The 20935-nt window shown below is 67.8% G+C and carries 16 protein-coding genes and 2 riboswitches; of the genes, 8 read left to right on the top strand and 8 right to left on the bottom strand.

The window, feature by feature from the left end; translation table 11 throughout:
* Positions 1-34: 34 nt before the first annotated feature.
* The 5 genes from A6I89_RS07975 to A6I89_RS07955 all read left to right on the top strand — a co-directional run bounded on the left by A6I89_RS07975 (position 35) and on the right by A6I89_RS07955 (position 5395).
* A complete protein-coding gene (locus tag A6I89_RS07975; RefSeq protein ID WP_022594279.1) occupies positions 35-1087 on the top strand; it encodes an ABC transporter substrate-binding protein in 1053 nt (350 codons plus the stop codon).
* Positions 1084-2124 (top strand): FecCD family ABC transporter permease, encoded by a 1041-nt coding sequence (locus tag A6I89_RS07970; protein ID WP_022594280.1) that lies wholly within the window; start codon positions 1084-1086, stop codon positions 2122-2124. The genes A6I89_RS07975 and A6I89_RS07970 overlap by 4 nt, the downstream gene beginning before the upstream one ends.
* Positions 2121-2954 (top strand): ABC transporter ATP-binding protein, encoded by an 834-nt coding sequence (locus tag A6I89_RS07965; RefSeq protein ID WP_022594281.1) that lies wholly within the window; start codon positions 2121-2123, stop codon positions 2952-2954. Before A6I89_RS07970 ends, A6I89_RS07965 begins: the two co-directional genes overlap by 4 nt.
* A gap of 73 nt (positions 2955-3027) precedes the next feature.
* Positions 3028-3236, top strand: a riboswitch (cobalamin riboswitch).
* Positions 3237-3501: 265 nt separating this feature from the next.
* Entirely contained in the window at positions 3502-4407 is a 906-nt protein-coding gene (locus A6I89_RS07960) for a methylenetetrahydrofolate reductase (protein ID WP_232244917.1), read from the top strand.
* A 25-nt stretch (positions 4408-4432) separates the two neighbouring features.
* On the top strand, positions 4433-5395 hold the full coding sequence (locus tag A6I89_RS07955; protein ID WP_022594283.1) for an LLM class flavin-dependent oxidoreductase: 963 nt from the start codon (positions 4433-4435) through the stop codon (positions 5393-5395).
* Here the strand turns inward: A6I89_RS07955 and A6I89_RS07950 are convergent.
* The 7 genes from A6I89_RS07950 to prpD form a co-directional block, all read right to left on the bottom strand.
* Positions 5360-6745 carry an ABC transporter ATP-binding protein gene (locus A6I89_RS07950; protein WP_022594284.1) on the bottom strand — a complete coding sequence of 462 codons (1386 nt, stop codon included), beginning with the start codon at positions 6743-6745 and terminating at the stop codon, positions 5360-5362. The two genes, A6I89_RS07955 and A6I89_RS07950, sit on opposite strands and share 36 nt — an antisense overlap.
* 41 nt (positions 6746-6786) lie before the next feature.
* Complete coding sequence (locus tag A6I89_RS07945) at positions 6787-7620, bottom strand: ABC transporter permease (protein WP_044990565.1); 834 nt, start codon at positions 7618-7620, stop codon at positions 6787-6789.
* Positions 7621-7625: 5 nt separating this feature from the next.
* Positions 7626-8579, bottom strand: coding sequence for an ABC transporter permease (locus tag A6I89_RS07940; RefSeq protein ID WP_022594286.1), 954 nt, complete (start codon positions 8577-8579; stop codon positions 7626-7628).
* Positions 8576-10165 (bottom strand): ABC transporter substrate-binding protein, encoded by a 1590-nt coding sequence (locus A6I89_RS07935; RefSeq protein ID WP_157349026.1) that lies wholly within the window; start codon positions 10163-10165, stop codon positions 8576-8578. Before A6I89_RS07935 ends, A6I89_RS07940 begins: the two co-directional genes overlap by 4 nt.
* Before the next feature lie 33 nt (positions 10166-10198).
* Positions 10199-10381, bottom strand: a riboswitch (cobalamin riboswitch).
* 100 nt (positions 10382-10481) lie between these two features.
* The gene (locus A6I89_RS07930) at positions 10482-11603 is read right to left on the bottom strand and encodes a bifunctional 2-methylcitrate synthase/citrate synthase (RefSeq protein ID WP_022594288.1); all 1122 of its coding nucleotides are present in this window, start codon (positions 11601-11603) and stop codon (positions 10482-10484) included.
* A complete protein-coding gene (prpB, locus tag A6I89_RS07925) occupies positions 11600-12538 on the bottom strand; it encodes a methylisocitrate lyase (RefSeq protein ID WP_022594289.1) in 939 nt (312 codons plus the stop codon). The genes A6I89_RS07930 and prpB overlap by 4 nt, the downstream gene beginning before the upstream one ends.
* 1 nt (position 12539) lies before the next feature.
* Complete coding sequence (prpD, locus tag A6I89_RS07920) at positions 12540-14042, bottom strand: 2-methylcitrate dehydratase PrpD (protein ID WP_022594290.1); 1503 nt, start codon at positions 14040-14042, stop codon at positions 12540-12542.
* 170 nt (positions 14043-14212) lie between these two features.
* Here prpD and A6I89_RS07915 point away from each other — a divergent pair, with 170 nt between their 5' ends.
* The 3 genes from A6I89_RS07915 (at position 14213) to A6I89_RS07900 (ending at position 18465) form a co-directional block, all read left to right on the top strand.
* Entirely contained in the window at positions 14213-15631 is a 1419-nt protein-coding gene (locus A6I89_RS07915) for a short-chain fatty acyl-CoA regulator family protein (protein ID WP_022594291.1), read from the top strand.
* A gap of 478 nt (positions 15632-16109) precedes the next feature.
* Positions 16110-17561 (top strand): MFS transporter, encoded by a 1452-nt coding sequence (locus tag A6I89_RS07905; RefSeq protein WP_022594292.1) that lies wholly within the window; start codon positions 16110-16112, stop codon positions 17559-17561.
* The gene (locus tag A6I89_RS07900) at positions 17470-18465 is read left to right on the top strand and encodes an NAD(P)-dependent oxidoreductase (RefSeq protein ID WP_232244689.1); all 996 of its coding nucleotides are present in this window, start codon (positions 17470-17472) and stop codon (positions 18463-18465) included. The genes A6I89_RS07905 and A6I89_RS07900 overlap by 92 nt, the downstream gene beginning before the upstream one ends.
* Positions 18466-18508: 43 nt before the next feature.
* Here A6I89_RS07900 and metE read toward each other — a convergent pair whose 3' ends face one another.
* A complete protein-coding gene (gene metE / locus A6I89_RS07895) occupies positions 18509-20770 on the bottom strand; it encodes a 5-methyltetrahydropteroyltriglutamate--homocysteine S-methyltransferase (protein WP_044990569.1) in 2262 nt (753 codons plus the stop codon).
* Between the last annotated feature and the right edge of the window lie 165 nt (positions 20771-20935).

The following is a 20935-nucleotide window of genomic DNA, read 5'->3' as shown; positions in this document are numbered from 1 at the left end:
AATGCGAGCCTCGAGCTAGGAGTTTCGTTCCTTCATGCCTTCCACCGTTCGGTGCATCGGCGCCGCCCTCGCCTCCGTCGGGACGATTGTCCTCGCCGGTTGTTCCTCGCCCACCGACAGCATCGCGTCCACCGAATCGGGGTCGACGGCGTCCACTTTCCCGTTGACGCTCGAGAACTGCGGCCGCGAGGTGACGATCGATGAGCCCCCGAAACGCGTGGTGTCCCTCAACCAGGGTTCCACCGAGATCCTGCTGTCACTCGGCCTCGCCGACCGGATGGTCGGCACCGCCACCTGGACCGATCCCGTCCGCGAGAACCTCGCCGCCGACAATGCGAAGGTCCCGCGTCTGGCCGACAACAAGCCGTCACTCGAGGTCGTGCTCGATGCCGAACCCGACTTCGTCTCGGCATCCTTCGCCTCGACGTTCGCCGACGGCGGCGACGCGGGACGCGATCGGTTCGAGACTCTCGGCGTCCCTACATATCTCTCGCCCACCGACAACGGCTGCGGCGGCGTCGCATCGTCGGCGTCCAACGCGGACGGCGCCCGCACCGAACCGTTGCGGATCGAGTCGGTCTATCAGGAAATCCTGGACCTGGCCGCGATCTTCGACGTCCGAGAGCGTGGCGAGGCTTTCGTAGCGGAGTTGCAGCAGCGCTTCGACGAGGCAGCTGCCGATGTGAAGGCATCGGGTGTCTCGCTCGCGTTCTGGTTCGCCGGCACCAAGACGCCGTACGTGGCGGGGTGCTGCGGATCGTCGGGTATCATCTCCGGCGCGGTCGGGGCGACCAACGTCTTCGCCGACACGACCGACGAATGGCCGCAGGTGAGTTGGGAGTCGGTCGCAGACCGCAATCCGACGGCGCTGGTACTCGGTGACCTGAGCCGACGCAGCATCGATGGCGACGCCCTCGACAGCAAGGTCGCGTTCCTCGAATCGAACCCTGTCACCCGGAACACCGATGCGGTGCGCGACAAGCGGTACATCGTGGTCAACGGAGCCGACATGAACCCGTCGATCCGCACGATCGACGGCATCGAGAAGGTCTCGACCGCGCTACGCGGTTGGGGTCTGACCAATTGAGCGCCCGGACGGCCCGGCTCGAATCCCGTCCACTCCTCGGCGCCGTGTACGGCGCCGGGACGGTGGTGTTGGCGCTGTCGATCGCCCTCGCAATCACGCTGGGCCCGGCCGAGCTCTCCGTGCGTGACGTGTATGCCGTCGTGTTCGAGCACTGGGGGATCGGCGAGTCGGGGCTGAGCCGGATCAAGGACGGCATCGTGTGGGAACTGCGGCTTCCGCGCACGGTGTTGGCCGCGGTGTGCGGTGCAGGCCTCGCGCTGTGCGGGGCGATCATGCAGTCGTTGCTGCGCAATCCGCTCGCAGACCCGTTCGTGCTCGGCATCTCCTCGGGCGCCTCGACCGGCGCGGTGTCGGTGGTGGTCCTCGGTATCGGCGGCGGCATCGTCTCGCTGTCGGCGGGTGCCTTCCTCGGCGCGGTCGTGTCGTTCGCGCTCGTGATGTTGCTGGCGGCAGGAGCCGGCGGCGGTACCGCGCGTGTCGTGCTGGCGGGCGTGGCCGGAACGCAGCTCTTCTCGGCCCTGACGTCGTTCATCGTCATCTCGTCGGCCGATGCCGAACAGACCCGCGGCGTGCTGTTCTGGCTACTGGGTTCGCTCAGCGGTGTCGGTTGGACGGACGTGCTGCTGTGTTCGGCGGCGTGTCTGGTCGGCATCGTCGTGTGTCTGTTCCACGCGCCCGCGCTGGATGCGTTCACCTTCGGGAACGACTCCGCGGCGACACTGGGCATCTCGGTACGTCGCGTTCGCGTACTGCTGCTGACCGTCACGGCGTTGATCACGGCGGCGTTGGTGAGCGCGGCCGGCGCGATCGGGTTCGTCGGGCTCGTCCTCCCGCATGCAGCACGATTCCTGGTAGGCCCCAGGCACAGTCGGCTCCTGCCGGCGACGGCGCTGATCGGTGCGATCTTCATGGTGTGGGTGGATGCGATTGCCCGCACACTGTTCGCGCCGCAGGAGATTCCGGTCGGCGTGGTGACCGCACTGATCGGCGTTCCGGCCTTCGCGTTGATCCTGTTCCGGATGAGGAGAACCGAATGACTCTGTCCGCGAGAGACGTCGGCTGGAACCGTGGCGGCAATCTCGTGCTGGACGGTGTCACCGTCGTCGCGGAACCCGGAGAGACCGTCGGGCTCCTCGGCCCCAACGGATCGGGCAAGTCGTCGCTCCTGCGCCTCCTCGCGGGTATCGCGACACCCGATGCCGGCACGGTCACGCTCGACGACGCGGACATCCGAACCGTGCGCCGCCGCAGCATCGCCCGCCGAGTTGCGATGGTGGATCAACACGCCCACACCGACGTCGATGTCACGGTGCTCGACGTGGTCCGGCTCGGCCGGATACCGCATCGCGGAGTATTCGGATCCGATCCGATGGCCGACGACACGGCGATCGAGAAGGCGCTGGCGGGCACGGGCATGCTCGAGAAGCGGCGTCGCCTGTGGCACACGCTCTCCGGAGGTGAACGCCAGCGCGCGCAGATCGCCCGAGCGCTCGCGCAGGAACCCGAACATCTGCTGCTCGACGAACCGACCAACCATCTCGACATCCAGCACCAGCTCGAGATTCTGGAACTTGTCGCGGGGCTGCCCATGGCGAGCTACATCGCGTTGCACGACCTCAACCTCGCCGCGATCTACTGCGATCGGCTGGTGGTGCTGCAAGAGGGGCGGATCGTCGCAGCAGGCAGGCCCGTGGATGTCCTCACCGAGAAACTCGTGAGTGACGTCTACAACGTCCACGCCACCGTCTCCCCGGGTCTGGACGGGGTGCCGTCCGTCCAGTTCCACAGGGGGCCTCGGCATCCAGTTGTCTCGCGCGGACTCGCGCGGACGGACGACGTGACGGCCTCCCGCTCCGCCCACCCGTAATCAGCAGTCGGTGTTGCTTCTACACTGGGCGATGCAGTTGGTTCGCCGCCAGGACCGTGAGGAGCCCCGAAGGTTATTGGCCGGCGTCGAAGTGCCTTGCAAGGCACGAAGAGGGAACCCGGTGGGAATCCGGGACTGTCCCGCAGCGGTGAGCAGGAACGACCGCCGTCACCAGCACTGGGTCTCAGTTGTCACGAGCCCGGGAAGCGACGGCCAGTAGGTTCACGTCGGACGACGTGGGCGCTTGCGAGTCCGAAGACCTGCCCACTGTGCCGGGTGCGCCGCATCCGGCGGTGTGCCGCCTCGAGGAGTGGGTGTGCGTACCCTCGTGGCATCACGATGCGCGTCAGAGCGCTCGATTCAGGGGCTTCGTGGGTGAGTGCAGCCGTGGGCGGCCTCTCGGACCGACCGGAAAGACCCACGAATCACGATGAATACCAATCAGAGCAGCGCGTCCTTCGCCGGACTGGACCCCGAGGTCGCCACCGCGACGGCGGGTGAGTTGTCGCGTCAGCGTGACACGCTCGAGAGTCGGACACCTTCGATCGTGGACCGTATCGGCGCACCCGATGCCGGCCGGATTCCCTTCTCCGTCGAGTTCTCGCCGCCCCGCGACGAGGCCGCGGAGGCGCGGTTGTGGCGGGCCGTCCGTGCCTTCGAGCGTATGGATCCTGCTTTCGTGTCGATGACGTACGGGGCCGGCGGTTCGACGCGGGACCGCACGGTTCGGGTCACTGGCGAGTTGGCCGAGAACACCACCCTCCTGCCGGTTGCGCACATGACGGCCGTCGGACACAGCGTCGACGAACTGCGCGCGATGTGCGGGGCGTACGCCGACCGTGGCGTCAGCAATGTCCTGGTGCTGCGCGGGGATCCGCCCGGAGATCCGTTGGGGGAGTGGGTCAAGCATCCGGACGGCGTCGAGTACGCAGAGGAGCTCGTGCGTCTCGTACGCGACATGGGCGACTTCCACGTCGGTGTCGCGTCCTTCCCGGAGGGCCACTACCGTGCCCCGGACCTCGAACACGACACCGAGTACCTCGTGCAGAAGCTGCGGGCCGGCGCCGAGTACTCGATCACCCAGATGTTCTTCGACGTCGAGGACTACCTGCGGCTGCGCGACCGGGTCGCGGCGTACGACCCCGAGCAGGCCGAGAAGCCGATCATCCCCGAGCTCATGCCGATCACGTCGCTGCGTTCGGCCCGGCGCAGTCTGGAACTGTCCGGTTCGAGCCTGCCGCCGGCCCTCGATGAACGCCTCACCCGCGCCGCCGGTGACGGACCCGAGGAGAACCGGGCCGCGGTCCGCGAGATCGGCATCGAGGTAGCCACTCAGATGGCCGAGCGCCTCATCGCCGAGGGCGCCCCGTGCCTGCACTTCATCACACTCAACTTCGCGCGCGCGACCAGCGAGGTCCTCGCGAACCTCGGCTACGCCTCGCGCGTGGCGTGACCCACCGTCTGGGGAAGGAATTCGGATGACTCGAATCGGCGTGATCAGCCATTGCGCGGGTGCTCGCGGCTCGCGGGAGGAAATGCGGGATACCATCGAACTGGCCTGCCTCGCAGAGGATCTGGGGTTCGAATCGTTCTGGATAGCCCAGCACCACTTCGGATTTCAACGCGGACACTCGCCTTCACCGCTCGTACTGCTCGCCGCGGTCGCGGAGCGCACCGAACGCATCCGGTTGGGCACCGCAGTCGTAGTCGCCTCGCTGGAGGATCCGATTCGGCTCGCCGAGGACGCCGCAACGGTGGACGCGCTCAGCGGCGGGCGCCTCGAGCTGGGACTCGGCGCGGGCGCCGACCCGGAGGCCGCCCGTCGTTTCGGCAGGGAGCACGACACACGCCGCGCCGATCTCAGGCGCACGGTCGAGACGATGATCGAGCTGATCGAGGGCGGACGGATCTTCCCCGACGAGCGCGGGCTGCGGGACCGGATCTGGCTCGGCACGGCTTCGCGCTCAGGAATGGAGTTGGCTGCACGACTGGGGGCTGGAGTGCTGTCCGGTCGAAGCTCGTCGCCGCAGGGGCCCGACGACGCGCTCTCGGCGCGGATGCTCGACGAGTACACCCGGAGCGCCGCGAATCCTCGCATCGGACTGTCACGTCCGGTTGTCTGCACCGACGACACCGCGTCGGCGCGGGAGCTGATCGAGGACGGGGTGGCCGACTGGGTGGAACGGGGGATCCGCACCGGGCGTTTCCCCGAGGGATACAGCGCCGCGGACTATCTCGACCGCAACCACATCTATCACGGTTCGGCGGCGACGATCGCCGACGGACTCCGCGGCGACGCTTGTCTGCAGTTCGCCACCGATCTGCTGTGTCATGTCCAACCCGTTCATCTCACCGCCGCCCAGTGGGGACCGTTGCTGGAGAGGATCGCCCGCCGAGTACGCCCGCTACTGACCCATCGTGAGGATGCGGTCGCACACTGAGTTCAGGGCGCGGTCGTCGTGGCTGACCATCACGACCGCGGTGCCGGAGTCGGCGAGACCTCGGAGCGCCGCGAGGACCTGTCGTCCCACCGTCGGATCGAGGGCGGCGGTGGGCTCGTCGGCCACCACCAACTCGGCGCCGGAGACGAGGGCCCGGGCGAGTGCGACCCGTTGGCACTGGCCGCCGGACAGGGCGGCAGGCCGAGCTTGAAGGGGGACCGCTTCGAGGCCGAGGCGACGCAGCGCCGATGCGGCGGCAGTACGGCCCTGCCTGCCCCGCAACCGCGCCGGTTCGACGACCGACTTCCAGATGGGCCAACGTGGATCGAGGCTGCCCACCGCATCCTGGAACACCAGTTGGACCGACGCGGGTGCGGGGGCGGGGGCACCCGACCACGAGACGGTGCCGCTCCCGGCCTTCTCCAGGCCGGCGAGGATCCGAAGCAGGGTGCTCTTGCCCGATCCTGAAGGCCCGCGGATGCCGACGATCTCCCCGCGCCGCACCTGGAGGGAAGTCGTCGGCACCACCTGACGGGTGCCGTACGTGTGGCTGACGGCAGCGACGTCCAGGACAACCTCACCGGGAGGTTCCACGCCCTGCGTGTCGACGAGGGGATCGTGGGCATGGATCAGCGCGCGTGTGTAAGGATCCCGAGTCGTCGCGAGGATCTGTTCGGCGTCACCGTGTTCCACGACCTCGCCACCCTTCAGGACGTAGATGCGGTCGGCGAACCTGGCCACGAGCGGCAGGTCGTGGCTGACGATCAGCAGACTCCGGGACTGCGCCACCAGTCGGGTCAGCACGGTCTCGGCGGTACCCGAGTCCAACGCGGACGTGGGCTCGTCGGCCACCACCAGCGCCGGTTGGAGCGCCGTCGCCGCGGCAATGCCCGCGCGCTGCTGCATGCCGCCGGACCAGGTGTGGGGCCAATCCTGCACACGCCGAACGCTGTCCGTGATGCCGAGTGCTGTGAGCCGCTGCGCCGCGGCCTCGTGCGGGACCGGGCGCGACTTCGCCCGCCACGCCTCCTCGATGTTCGCGCCGATTCGCATGAGCGGATCGAGGCCGCCGTAGGCGTCCTGCGCGACATATCCCACTCGGCTGCCGCGGATCTCGCGCAACTGCGCCTCCGACGCCGTGGTCACGTTGCATCCGTCGACCCGGATGGTGCCCTCCACAGACGCCCCCGGTGGCAGCATTCCGAGCAGGGCCTTGATCAGTGTGCTCTTGCCGCAGCCGCTCTCGCCGATGACGGCGACCGTTTCTCCCGGATCGACGGTGAGGGACACCGAGCGGAGCGCGACACGACCGTCGGCGTACGTCACGGACAGATCGGATACGGCCGTCACAGCTTCGTCCGGGCGAGTTGCGGTTTCGGCGGTACCTGTGGTCACTGTCGTCCCCTCACTGCGGTGCGCCGATGCAGGCCGTCGGCGATCAGGTTCGCGGCGGTCGTCATGAGCAGGATTGCGGTCGCCGGTACCAGTAGCAGCCACGGCGCGGCTGTCAGGAACTTGCGTGCGTCACCGAGCATCGCGCCGAGTTCGGCATCGGGCTGCTGGACGCCGAGTCCCAGGAAGGACAGTCCGGCCAGCGAGACCACGATTCCACCGAGGCGCAGGGTCGCGACGACGGACAGGCGTGGAACGACTGCGGGCACGATGTGGCGCAGTGCAATCCCGACGGTGCCGACCCCGGACAGCCTGGCGGCGGTAATGTACGGCCGGTGGGACAGATCCATCGTCAGCGAACGGGCCAGTCGGGCGTCCGCGGCCCACGACGACACGATCAGTGCCAGTAAGAGATTCGCGTATCCCGGGCCGAGGAGGCCCACGATCGCCAGAGCGAGCACAAGACTGGGAACGGCGAGCAGGACGTCGATGACGCGGCCGAGGAGCGAATCGATCCACCGTGGCGACAACCCCGCCAGCACTCCGACCAGGAGGCTCACTGTCATCGAGCCGGCGAGCACGATCAGCGCGGACAGGATCGATCGGCGCAAGCCGACCATCAGCCGGGCGGCTTGGTCCCGTCCGTACTGGTCTGTGCCCAACCAGTGTTCGGCGCTCGGTGGACGCAGCTTGGCGCCGTAGTTCGGCACGTTCGCATCCATCCCGATCAGGAGTGGTCCCACCGCTGCGATCGCCGCGACGACGACCGTGAGCACGACACCGATCAGGAGCGCCTGATCCTTCGCCCAGGAGATCGGGACGCGCGTGCGCATCGGCATCATGTTCGGCTTCCCGTCGAGCGCAGTCGAGGATCGATGAGGGCCGCAGCTGCGTCCGCTGCCAGGTTCACGGCCACGTAGACGATGGTCGCGAGCATCGCGAATGCCTGGACGACCGGAAGATCCCGGGTAGCGACCGACGACACGACGTACGCGCCGACGCCCGGCCAGGTGAAGACGGTCTCGACGATTGCGGCGCCGCCGAGTACCGCGCCCGCGCCGACGGCCACCGCGTGCAGATACGTCGGCATGCTGTGCGGGAGCGCATGGCGAAGCAACGCGCGCCGCGTCGTGGCGCCGCGGCTGCGTGCGACGTCGACGACGGAACTGTCCATCACCTCGACCAGGTTGGACCGCAGCAGCCGTGACCAGGTGTCGAAGAGTCCGAACGCCAGGCACACCGCCGGCATCGCGACCATCGACCAGGACCCGTCGAGCACCACCTTGCCGATACCCATGTCGATGACCACCACCTGGATGAGCACCAGTCCGACGACGAAGCCGGGAGTGGATGCCGAGATCAGCGCGATCGCCCGGGCCACGGAATCCGGCCAGCGGTCGCGGTACCGGGCCGCGACCAGACCGAGCACGAGTGAGAGCGCCACCGCCAGAACGAGAGCCGCGACGGCCAGACGCAGCGTCGGGCCCAGGCGTTCCGCGAACTCGGTGGTGACCGGCCGGCCGGTGACGTACGAGAGCCCGAAATCGAGGCGCACGACACCGGCCAGCCAATGCAGATACTGCTGCGGCAGCGACAGATCCAGCCCGAGTTGCTCGCGCATCGCGGACAGCTGTTCGTCGTTGGGTTCCGGGATACCCTGCGCGCCCAGTGTCAGACGCGCAGGGTCACCCGGCGCCAGCGGCAGCAGCATCCAGATGAGGAGACTGGCGCCCCAGGCCGCGGCCACTGCTTGGATCAGGCGCCTGGCTGCACCACGGAACGAGGTCGTCACGCCCCGGTGTCGTACCGGATGTGCCGGCGCACGTTGGACACCTCGTATCCGGACCACTCGTCGGAGGTCACCACGGTGAAGTACTTGAACGTGCCGGCCACGACGTACGCCTGCTCGGCGACGAGGATCTCCTGTGCGCGCTCGAGCAACTCGTTCCGCTCGTCCTCGTCGAAGGTGCCGCGCAACTTCTCGCCGATCGCATCGATCTCAGGGTTGGACAGGCCCTGGGCATTCGACGATCCGCCGGTGGTCCACCGGACCAGGTAAGGCTGTACGGGATCCGCGGTGCCGGACAGTGAACCGCTCAGCGCGATCGAGGAATCCCAGCCTGCCGGATTCTCCTTCACCGCTGCCGAATCCTCGGCGACGTCGATTCTCAGCTCGAACCCGGCCTTGGCGACCTGGTCCTGGATGCCGATGGCCACGTCCGTGGTCTCCGGTCCCTGTGCCTGAGTGACGAAGCGAACCGTGAGCCGCTGCCCGTCCTTGGTGCGGATACCGTCGGAGCCGACGACCCAGCCGGCCTTGTCGAGAATCGACTTGGCGGCCTCGAGGTCGTACTTCTGATTATCGAGCGCGTACGGCAGGCCCTCGGGGTACAGGCCTTCGGCCGCGTCGAACGAGCCGTTGCCGATGTTGTCGGCCACACCCTGGTAGTCGATCGCCTGGGTGAATGCCTTGCGTACCTCGACGTCGGTGAAGACGCCCTCCTTCAAGTTCATCTCGATCAGCAGCGACTGCAGGGCCTTCGGCGAATTCTTCACCGCGACAGTCGAGTTACCCTCGAGTGCCAGTCGTGCGCCGGTCGACGGGTAGAACGCCATGTCGGCTTCGCCGCTCTCCACGCCCGCGATGCGCGCCTGCTCGTCCGGCACGACGTCGACACTGATCCCGCTCAACGCGGGAGTGCCCTGCCAGTACGCGTCGTAGCGGGCGAGTTCGAGATCGGTCGGCGTCCACTGCGTAATGGCGTACGGGCCGGTGTACGCACCTGATCCGACGATCTTCGCGGAGTCGCCGGCTGCGGCGTCGATCGCCTCGACGTCGTAGATCTGCAGCGAGTTGTCGCGCGCCGCCAGCCCGGCCGGGACCATCGCGTTGGGCTTGGGGGTGCGGAGCACCACCGTGTCGCCCTCCGCCACGGCCTGCGTCCCCGACTCGAGGTAGACCCTTGCGGCCTTGGACTTCTCGATCTGGCGGTTCAGCGCAGCCGCCACCGCCTGTGCGGTGACGGGCTTGCCGTTCTGGAACGTCTGACCGTCCCGCAGCGTGATGACCCAGGTCAGATCGTCGCGGCGCTCGACACCCTCGGCGAGCCACGGTGTGATCTCACCGTCCTCCTCGACCTGGAGGAGGTTCTCGGCGACGCCCCAGTCGAACAGCCAGTTGGTGCCGGTGGCGGCCGGATCCAGACCAGCGATCTTGTACGAGTTGTAGATCGTCAGATGATCGTCGGTGATGCCGGCGGTGGTATCCACGGCGCCCGACGAACAGCCGACGATGCCGAGGGCTGCAACGACGGTGACGACACCGGTGCGCAGCACTGAATACCGCCCGTGGCGGGCGGTAGATTTCGAGATATTCATTTCCATCCTCGTGGTCGTCCTGGCCACGGCACGGGGTGTCGTGGCCTCGACACAGGTGTCCTGGCTCCCGGATCAGCGCTCGCCCCCGGCCTTCCAACCCGGTGGGGTCGTGGCCGAGCGTTGGGGGTTCGCTCCTCGGTGACAGTTGCGGGACAGCCCCGGATTTGCACCGGTGTTCCCTGCGTCGAGTGGCACACTACAAGATCGCGATCCGGAAGTTTCGAGCTCGGTTGGAGGATGCAGTTCGAGCAGGGAGCGCCCCGAGGCGTAGGAGACGGTGATGCCAATGACCAACCCCGGGGCGCTGATCGTGGGCTCAGGCCACCACCGAGCGCTGTGGCACGCCGGTGTACTCGCTGAGCGGTCGGATCAGGGCGTTGGACTCGCCCTGTTCGATGATGTGCGCGGTCCAACCGGTGATGCGACTCATCACGAAGATGGGCGTGAAGATCTCGATGTCGAAGCCCATCAGGTAGTACGCGGGCCCGGTGGGGAAGTCGAGGTTGGGCTCGATGCCGGTGGCCTCGTTCATGGTGCGCTCGAGGATCTGGTATATCCGGACCCACTTGTCGCCGCCGGTCCTCGCGGCGACATCGAAGAACGCCTGACGCATGGTGGGGACGCGCGAGTCGCCGTTCTTGTAGACGCGGTGCCCGAAGCCCATCACCTTTTCCTTGCGGGCCAGCTTGCCGCGCAGCCAGGACTCGGCGTGCTCGGGTTCGCGGATCTCGAGCATGTCGTGCATGACCGCCTCGTTGGCGCCGCCGTGCAGCGGTCCCTTGAGCGTTCCGATCGCGGCGGTGACGGCGCTGTAGATGTCGGACAGCGTCGAGGTCACCACGCGGGCCGCGAAGGTGGAGGCATTGAAGCTGTGCTCCGCGTAGAGGATCAACGACACCTCGAACGCCCTCACGATCTCCGGATCAGGGATCTCGCCGAAGCACATGTTCAGGAAGTTCTCGGCGAAGCCGAGGTGGCTGTGCGGCGCGATCGGGTCGAGACCGTGGCGCCGGCGATGATCGGCGGCGACGATCGTCGGCAGCACCGCCATCATGCGAAGAGCCTTCTCGCGGTTGGCCTTCGGAGAGCTGTCTGCCTCCTCCGGGTCTTCCGCGCCGAGGAAGCTGATCGCGGTGCGCACCACGTCCATCGGGTGACAGTTGTCCGGCATCTTCGCCACCAGCGCGAGCAGCGACCGGTCCGCACGGCGGCTGGCCCGCTCGCGCTGGCAGAAGAGTTCGAGCTGGGCGTCCGAGGGCAGCTCACCGTTCCACAGGAGGTACGCGACCTGTTCGAAGGTGCAGTTCGCCGCCAGGTCCTGGACCGCGTAGCCGCGGTAGGTCAGCGAGTTGGTCTCGGGAACGACCTTGGAGATCGCGGTGGTGTCGACGACGACGCCGGCCAGGCCTTTGTAGATCGTCGGGACTGCATTCGTCATTGGTTCCCTCCGAGCGTGAAGTTGAAGACTCCGGAATCGAATTCGTTGTAGCGCTCGTACTCGAGCAGTTCGTACAGCCGCGAGCGGGTCTGCATCTGATCGAGCTGCCCCTCCTGCGTGCCGGTCGCGTGGATCTCGCGCAGGCCACGCTCGATGGCGCCCATCGCGAGTCGCAGGGTGGTGACCGGGTAGATCACCGCGTTGTAGCCGATATCCTCGAGCGTCTGCGCGGGGATCAGCTGGGACTTGCCGAACTCCGTCATGTTCGCAAGCAGCGGGATATCCACCGCGGCACGGAACTTCGCGAATTCCGCCTCGGTGTGCAGGGCCTCGGTGAAGATCATGTCGGCGCCGGCGTCCGCGTAGGCCTTGGCCCGCTCGATTGCGGCGTCGATGCCGGTCTTGCCGGAGGCTGCGTCGTATCCGATGCCGGCGGCGTCGGTGCGGGCGCAGATCACGAAGTTCGGGTCCCGCCGAGCCGTGACGGCGGCGCGCAGGCGACGAACCATCTCGTCGGTGGGGACGATGGCCTTGCCGTCGAGGTGGCCACACCGCTTGGGGTTCACCTGATCCTCGAGGTGCAGGCCGGCGATACCGGCGTCCTCGGCGGCAAGGACGGTCCGGGCCGCCGACATGGGCTCACCGAAGCCGGTGTCGGCGTCGATGAGCACCGGCAGATCGGTGATCCCGGCGATCTGCCGGCCGTGCGCGACAACTTCGGTGAGCGTGGTCAGCCCGATGTCGGGCAGTCCGAGCGCGGCGGAGAACGCGCCGCCGGAGACGTACACGCCCTCGAAACCGATCTCCTGGATCAGCTTGGCGGTCAACGGGTTGATCGCACCGGGCAGGCGCTGGATCTTGCCCGACGACAGGCCCCCGCGGAAAGCGATGCGCTTGTCGGCCGCGGAGGTGGAAGCGGCGATGAGACCGGTCATGTCAGAACAGTCCCTTCGGCGACTCGGGGGAGCGGGCGAGAACGTCGTCCGAGACGTTGAACGTGAGCTGGTTCAGCTCGCCGGCCTTCAGATCGGGGGTGCGCTGCGCGGCGTCGAGGAAGCGGTCCTGCTCGGCCGGATCGACGACGCCCTCGGTGAGGGTGCGGAACTTCGCGATGTACTGGTCGCGCGAGAAGGGCCGGGCACCGAGCGGGTGCGCGTCGGCGATCGCGAGCTCGTCGACGATCACCTCGCCGCTCTTCAACGTGACCTCGGCGCGGGCGCCAAAGGCCTTCTCGTCCGGGTCGGTCGAGTGGTAGCGGCGGGTCCACTCCGGATCCTCGGCGGTGGAGATCTTCTTCCACAGCTCGATCGTGTCGGGGCGCTGCGCGCGCTCGGGTGCGTACGAGCGCTCGTGGTGCCACGTGCCGTCCTGCAGTGCGACGGCGAAGATGTACATCACCGAGTGGTCGAGCGTCTCACGGCTTGCGAACGGATCGAACTTCTGCGGATCGTTGGAGCCGGTGCCGATCACGACGTGGGTGTGGTGGCTGGTGTGCAGCACGATCGACGCGATCTGGTCCAGGTCGCCGATGCGCTCGCGCATCCGGCGGGCCAGGTCGATGGGTGCCTGGCTCTGGTACTCCGCGGAGTGCTCCTTGGTGTAGGTGTCGAGGATCGCGCGCTTCGCCTCGCCCGGACTTGGCAGCGGCACAGCGTATTCCGCGTTCGGGCCACCGAGCAGCCAGGCGATGACACCGTCCTCGCCCTCCCAGATCGGGGACGGGGCACCCTCACCGCGCATCGCCCGGTCGACGGCCTCCACGGCCATCTTCCCGGCGAACGCCGGCGCGTAGGCTTTCCAGCTCGAGATCTCGCCCTTGCGGGACTGTCGGGTCGCCGTGGTGGTGTGCAGCGCCTGGCCGATCGCCTGGTAGACCGTCTCGGTGTCGAGGCCGAGCAGCGTGCCGATGCCGGCGGCGGCGGACGGGCCGAGGTGCGCGACGTGGTCGATCTTGTGCTCATGCAGGCAGATCGACCGCACCAGGTCCACCTGGATCTCGTAGCCGGTGGCCAGACCGCGGATCAGGTCGGTGCCGCCGCGGCCGGTGTGCTGTGCGACCGCGAGGATCGACGGGATGTTGTCGCCCGGATGCGAGTACTCCGCGGCCAGGAACGTGTCGTGGAAGTCGAGCTCACGCACTGCGACACCGTTCGCCCACGCCGCCCACTCGGGCGAGAAGGTGCCACCGACACCGAAGACCGTCGAACCGGGGGCGTACGGGTGCGCCAGCGCCTGGGCCCGGGCGTTCGCGACGGGACGACGGGTCACGGACGCGGCGGCGACGGCCGCGTTGTCGATGATCCGGTTGACAATCATCTCGGTGGTGTCGGCCGGCACCTCGACCGGGTCGGTTGCGACCTCGGCGATCTTCCACGCGAGGTGTTCGTGCTTGGGGAAGTTCTCCGCGGAGAGGCGGGTACGAACGGGATGTGTCTTCAAAGCTGTGTCCTTTGATGTGGCCGGTGCTGCTGTTTCGCAGCGTATGCAGGCCGGGTTCGGCGGTAAAGAGCCTGAATATGCGTACTTTTGTGGTGTGGATCGACCGGGTTTGCGAATGGTGCGAATGGTGTCGGCTGTGCTTGAGTGGGGGTGAGTGGAAGGACGCGAGGGTGCAGAAGATCTACGGCGGTCCGCGCTTGCGCCGGCTGCGTGAGGAGCGTGGTCTGACGCAGCTCGCGCTCGCGCGCATCCTGGATCTGTCGGCGAGTTACGTCAATCAGCTCGAGAACGACCAGCGGCCGCTGACGGTGCCTGTGCTGCTCAAGCTCAATACGACGTTCGACCTCGACGCCCACTTCTTCGCCGCGGAGTCCGATGCGCGCCTGGCCGCCGACCTGCAGGACGTGTTGACGACTCTCGGCACTCCGGCGCCGTCCGCGTCCACCATCGAGGAGTTCGTCGCCCGCATGCCGGAGATCGGGCACGCGCTCGTCGGTGTCCACCGTAGGCTGCAGGCCGCAACCGAGCAGCTCGAGCAGTTCAGCGCTCATCTGGCGACGCCCACCGCTGCGGGCGACGGGGCGCCGATGCCGTTCGAAGAGGTGCGAGACTTCTTCTATGACAGGCACAATCACATCGCGCAGCTCGACGACGCCGCCGAGCAGCTGTTCGTCGAAGGCGGACTTCGGATCGGATCGTTGGACACACAGCTGACGGCACTGCTCGAATCCGAACATGACATCGTCGTCCGCCTGCGCACCGATCCGCCGGACCGGCCCGGGCCGAAACGCGTCTACGACGCGACCAATCGCATCCTGACGCTGTCGCGGCACCTCTCGCCGGGGCAGCGTGCGTTCCAGATCGCCACTCAGCTGGCGTTTCTCACGCAGTCGGCGGTGATCGAGCGACAGCTAGAGGCGGCGATCGGCCTGAGTGAGAATGCCCGGGAACTGGCGAAGATCGGTCTGGCGAACTACTTCGCGGGGGCGCTGCTGCTGCCGTACACCCAGTTTCTCGACGCCGCCGAACATCTGCACTACGACATCGAGCTGCTCGCGCTGCAGTTCGAGGTGGGCTTCGAGACGGTCTGCCACCGGCTCTCGACGCTGCAGCGCCCCAGCCGGCGCGGGGTGCCGTTCTTCTTCGTCCGCACCGACCGGGCCGGGAACATCTCGAAACGGCAGTCCGCCACGGCATTCCACTTCTCCCGCGTCGGCGGTAGCTGTCCGCTGTGGGTGGTGCACGACGCGTTCGGCACCCCGGGACGCATCGTCACCCAGGTGGCGCAGATGCCGGACGGCCGCACCTACCTGTGGATCGCCCGCACCACCGACGACGGCGCCCGCCCGTACGGGACGCCGGACCGTAGCTTCGCCGTCGGCCTCGGCTGCGACATAACCCATGCAGACCGTCTCGTCTACTCGCGCGGCCTCCGCCTCGACGAGCAGGTGTCGCCGGTCCCGATCGGGGCCGGGTGCAAGATCTGCGAGCGTACGAACTGCGCGCAGCGCGCATTTCCGCAGATCGGCCGCCCGGTGCGCGTGGACGTCGACTTCAGCAGCCGGCTGCCGTATCCGCCGGCGTCGTGAAACCGGCGGCATGCGGATCCGTCGTGTGACACGGTTGGGGAGTGAGCACGGATCCCGGATCCGGTCCCGAAGCCGATATGGTCCAGATCGGATCGGTCGAAGTGGACGGCGCTGTCCTGAAACAGTCGGGTGTCACCCGTGACGATCGATTTGGTGACCACTGCGGACACGACGTGGGTCGACGAAGCGGGGGGACTGCACGACCGTCCACGGCTGGATTCTCGACGAGAACGGCCAGCGGATCGTCGAAGATCTCCCTCCGGGACGCTACGCGCTCGTGGCCGAGCTCCGTGACCTGGCGCTGACGTCGCCTCTCGGCGCATTGGTCCTTTACGCCTCACCTCCCGAGACCGCATAGGCGGTCCTTGCCTCCCCAGTCGTCCCGGCCGGCGGTTCCGATCGAATCATAGACATACGATACCCCCCTAGGGTATCAACGAAGATGTCGATCGATCCGAATACGTTTGGAGGAGAGAACATGTCCAACCACAGTTCGCCGCCGGCATCTCGTCGCTGGCTGGGCCTTGCCGTCATCGCGGCTGCCCAGTTCATGGTCATCATGGACACCTCGATCATCGGCGTCGCGCTGCCGCAGATGCAGGACGACCTGGGCTTTTCCCAGGAGAACCTGTCGTGGGTGTTCAACGCTTACGTCGTTGCGTTCGGGGGACTGTTGCTTCTCGGCGGCAAGCTGTCGGACCTCTTCGGTGCGCGCCGGGTCTTCACCGCCGGCTGGGTGACGCTGATCGCCGGTTCGGCCGCGGCAGGGATGGCGTCCGATGTCGGCGTCGAACTCGCGGGACGCGCGGTGCAGGGCGCCGGTGCGGCGCTGATCGCTCCGTCTGCCCTGACGATGTTGATGATGCTCTTCGGTGGTAACCCGCGCGAACTGACCAAGGCGTTCGCGCTCTACGGCGCCGCGGCGCCTGCGGGTGGGACCGCCGGCGTGTTCTTCGGAGGCCTGATCACCGAATATGCCAGCTGGCCATGGGTTTTCTACATCAACATCCCGATCGCTCTGATCATTCTGGCCGTCACCCCTGCTCTCATGCCGCCCGGAGGGCTCGTCGCCCGCAGTCGGATCGACGTGCTCGGCGCCGTCAGCGTCACTGCGGGCCTGGCGGCCCTCGTCTACGGGATCGTCCAGGCGCCGGAGGTCGGGTGGGGTTCGGCCCGCACCTGGCTCGTTCTCGCAGGTGCCGCTGCGCTGCTCGTCGGATTCGTCGCGTTGCAGGCGTCCCGTCGCGAACCGCTGATCCGTCTCGGCATCTTCCGGGCTCCCAACCTCGGCGCTGCCAATCTGGCCCAACTGCTCCTCGGTGCCGCCTGGATCCCGATGTGGTTCTTCCTCAACCTGTACCTGCAGCAGGTCCTCGGCTACACCGCGTTCCCCAGCGGCGCGGCCCTGGTGCCCATGACGGTACTGATCATGATCGGCATGGTCGTGCTCGCACCTCGGGCAATCGGCCGATTCGGGCCGAAGAACATGACGGTTGCCGGATTGCTGCTCCTCGCGGCCGGCATGGTCTGGCTGTCCTTCGTGCGTCCCGGCGGTTCGTTCGTCACCGACGTGCTTCCCGCGTCCTTGGTTGCGGCGCTCGGCATGTCGCTCGCCTTCATCCCGACTCTCGGCACCGCGATCTCCGCGGCGCGGCCAGAGGAGGGCGGGCTCGCTTCCGGCATCGTCAACACGAGCTACCAGGTGGGCTCGGCCATCGGTCTCGCCGCCATGACCGCCATCGCGGCTGCCTACGGCGCCGACAGGATCGGTGACCCGGTAGCCCTGACCGACGGGTTCTCGGCGGCCTTCCTGGGCGCCGCGGTCGTTGCGCTGATCGGTGCCGTTGCCACAGCGCTGCTTTTCCGGAGCGCGGCGCCGGAGTCGGTTCCGAGCGACCCCGACGGCGTTACAGTGGAGCGAACCGTGTGACCGCGGTCCCGACCACGAGGAGCCTGACGTGGACATCGGATTTCTGGGTATGGGCACGATGGGCAGGCCGATGGCGCGCAATCTCGCCCGGGCCGGCTACGACGTGACGGTGTGGAATCGAAGTCCGGGCAAGGCCGCCGACGTCGTCGACTACGGGGCGTCCGAGGCGCCCGATCTTGCCGATGTGCTTCACAAGTCTGTCGTGTTCAGTTCACTGGCCGACGACGGCGCCTTCACCGAGTCGGTGTTGTCGGCGCCGTCGTTGCAGGCCGCGAAACCGGGTTCCGTGCATGTCAATCTGGCCACGGTCAGCCCGGGAAAGTCCGGTGAGGCGGAAGCGGCCCTGAGTGAACGGGGAATCTTCTACGTGGCGGCGCCGGTGTTCGGGCGTGCCGAGGTGGCCGAGGCGGGACAGCTGACCGTACTAGCGGCGGGGGATCCGGGTGCGATCGACGTGGTGGCGCCGATGCTCGACGTCATCGGGCGACGCACGTGGCGGATCGGCGAGGATCCCGCGCAGGCCAATGTGGTCAAGATTCTGGGAAACTATTTGATCGCCAACGCGATTCAGGCAATGGCGGAGGCCACGACGGTCGCCGAGAAGGTCGGCGGTTCGCCCGAACTGCTGATGGAGATCATGAACGACAGCCTGTTCCCCGGTGGCGTCTATCAGGGATACGGCGCGATGATCGCGCAGCGCCGCTACGAACCCGCGGGTTTCAGACTGCCGTTGGGGCTCAAGGACGTCCGCCTGGCGCTCGCCCAGGCGCACGCCGTGAACGTCGGCCTGCCCTTCGGCAGCGTACTCGAGGATCTGTTCCTCGACGCGCTTGCCCACGGGCAGGCCGACCAGGACTGGTCCGCCGTCACCGAGGCCACCCGGCGGCGGGCCGGGTTACCCTAGTGGTCCCCGGTCCCGCCTCCGCCGTCGCGGCGGACCCGATCGCCTAGAGTTCCGCGCGCACCATGTGTGCGGCGTCGACGAGGTTGCGCAGTGATGCCTCGACCTCGACCGAGCCTCGTGTCTTTAGGCCGCAGTCGGGGTTGACCCAGAGTCGTTCCGACGGAACGACCTTCAGTGCGGCGCGCAGAGATGCGGCGATCTCGTCGACGGGCGGCACCCGCGGCGAGTGGATGTCGTACACGCCGGGTCCGACGCCCAGGTCGAAGCCGACCGCGTCCAGGTCGTCGAGCACTTCCATGTGTGAGCGGGCCGCCTCGATCGACGTGACGTCGGCGTCCAAGCCGGCGATCGCCCCGATCACGGGACCGAACTCGGAGTAGCACAGGTGGGTGTGGATCGCGGTGGCGTCGGCGATGCCCGACGTCGACAGCCGGAATGCTCCCACGGCCCAGTCCAGGTAGTGCTGTTGCTCTGCCGCCCGCAGCGGCAACAATTCACGCAGCGCGGGCTCGTCGACCTGGATGATCTGGGCGCCGGCTCTTTCCAGGTCGATCGTCTCGTCGCGGATCGCGAGGGCGATCTGATCGGCGGACTCGGCGAGCGGCTGGTCGTCGCGCACGAACGACCACGCCAGGATCGTGACCGGGCCGGTGAGCATGCCCTTGACGGGTCTGTCGGTGAGTGACTGGGCGTACGTGAACCATTCGACGGTCATCGGCTCCGGTCGGCGCACGTCGCCGAACAGGATCGGTGGGCGGACGCAGCGGCTGCCGTACGACTGCACCCAGCCGTTCGCGGTCGCGAAGAAGCCGTCGAGCTGCTCGGCGAAGTACTGCACCATGTCGTTGCGTTCGGGTTCGCCATGTACCAAGACATCCAGCCCCAACTCGTCCTGCAGTGCAATCACGTCGGCGACCTCGGCCCGCATGCGGCGGACGTACTCGGCCTGATCGATCTCGCCCTTGCGCAGCGCGGCGCGGGCCACGCGAATCGCGGTGGTCTGCGGGTACGAACCGATAGTGGTGGTCGGCAACGGCGGCAGCGGCAGCCGACTCGCCTGCACGGTGCGCCGCTCCGCCGCCGGGATCCGCGTGCGGTCGGCGTCGGTCAGGTCGGCGAGGCGCTCGCGGATCGTGTCGTCGTGCAGTCGCGGATCGGCGACCCGGGTGGCCGCCGCCGCCCGTGCCTCGGACAGTTCGGTGGTGATCGCCCCGCGCCCCGAGCGCAGTCCGGCCGCGAGGGTGGCGACTTCACCGATCTTCTCGGAACCGAACGCCAGCCACGACCGCAGCGCCCGGTCGAGACCGTCCTCGCCGCCGAGGGCGTAGGGGACGTGCAGCAGCGAGCACGACGTCGACACGGCCACCGAACCCGCACGCTCACGCAGCATTTCGAGAGTGTCGAGTGAGGCGTCCAGTCCGTTGCGCCAGATGTTGCGGCCGTCGACGACGCCGGCGACAAGGTGCTTGCGTTCGATGTCCGGCGTCGCGATCACCGCGTCGAGGGATCCGGCGACGAGGTCGACGGCGATGCCCTCGATGCCCGTCGACGTCAGCGCCGGCAGTGCCGCGCCGAGGTCACCGAAATACGACGCGACGAGGATCGCGGGACGATGGTCGAGCGCGGCGAGGCGGTCGTACACCGAGCGGGTCGCGGCCAGCTCGGCATCGGTCCGGTCGGCCACGAGCGCCGGCTCGTCGATCTGCACCCACTCGACGCCCGCGTCCGCGAGACGGTGCAGCAGATCCGCGTACAGGGGCACGATCTCGTCCAGGCGCTCGAGCGCGGAGCCGTCGTCGAACTTCGACAGCAGCAGGAAGGTGGTCGGTCCGATCACGACCGGGCGTGCCGGGATGCCGAGGTCCCGGGCCTCGGCGACCTCGCCGAGTATCTTGCCCGGATTCAGCACGAACCTGGTCGCGGCGGTGATCTCGGGGACCAGGTAGTGGTAGTTGGTGTCGAACCACTTCGTCATCTCGAGCGGCGGCACGGTGTCGGTGCCGCGCGCGGCCGCGAAGTAGCGGTCCAGTTCGTCGTCGATCCTCTCGACCCGCTCGGGCAGCGCGCCCAACATGACAGCGGTGTCGAGCATCTGGTCGTAGTACGAGAAAGTGCCCACCGGGACGGAGTCGATCCCGGCGGAGACGAGTTCGGTCCAGGTCTGTCGGCGCAGATCCTTGCCGACCGCCGCGAGTGCGGCGGCGTCGAGGTTCCCCGCCCAGTAGGCCTCGACGGCCCTCTTGAGCTCGCGGCGGGGTCCGATGCGCGGGGAGCCCAGCACGGTTGCGGTGAAAGCGAATGTCACGTCGTTCTCCAGTTGCTCACAGCGTGGATGGTCACCGCCGGCAGACGAGAACGTAAGCGAGCCCTGTGTGTACCCGCCGGCGGGCAGCACGAAGTGCCGAGCATCGCCCATCTCGCCTTCTCCACGAGGCGGTGGACCGTCGGGCACGGCGTGCCCGACACAGTC

The organism is Prescottella equi (assembly GCF_002094305.1).
GTDB classification, from domain to species: domain Bacteria; phylum Actinomycetota; class Actinomycetes; order Mycobacteriales; family Mycobacteriaceae; genus Prescottella; species Prescottella equi.
Note: the sequence above shows the minus strand (reverse complement) of the source record. Positions and strands in the feature narration are given on the sequence as shown.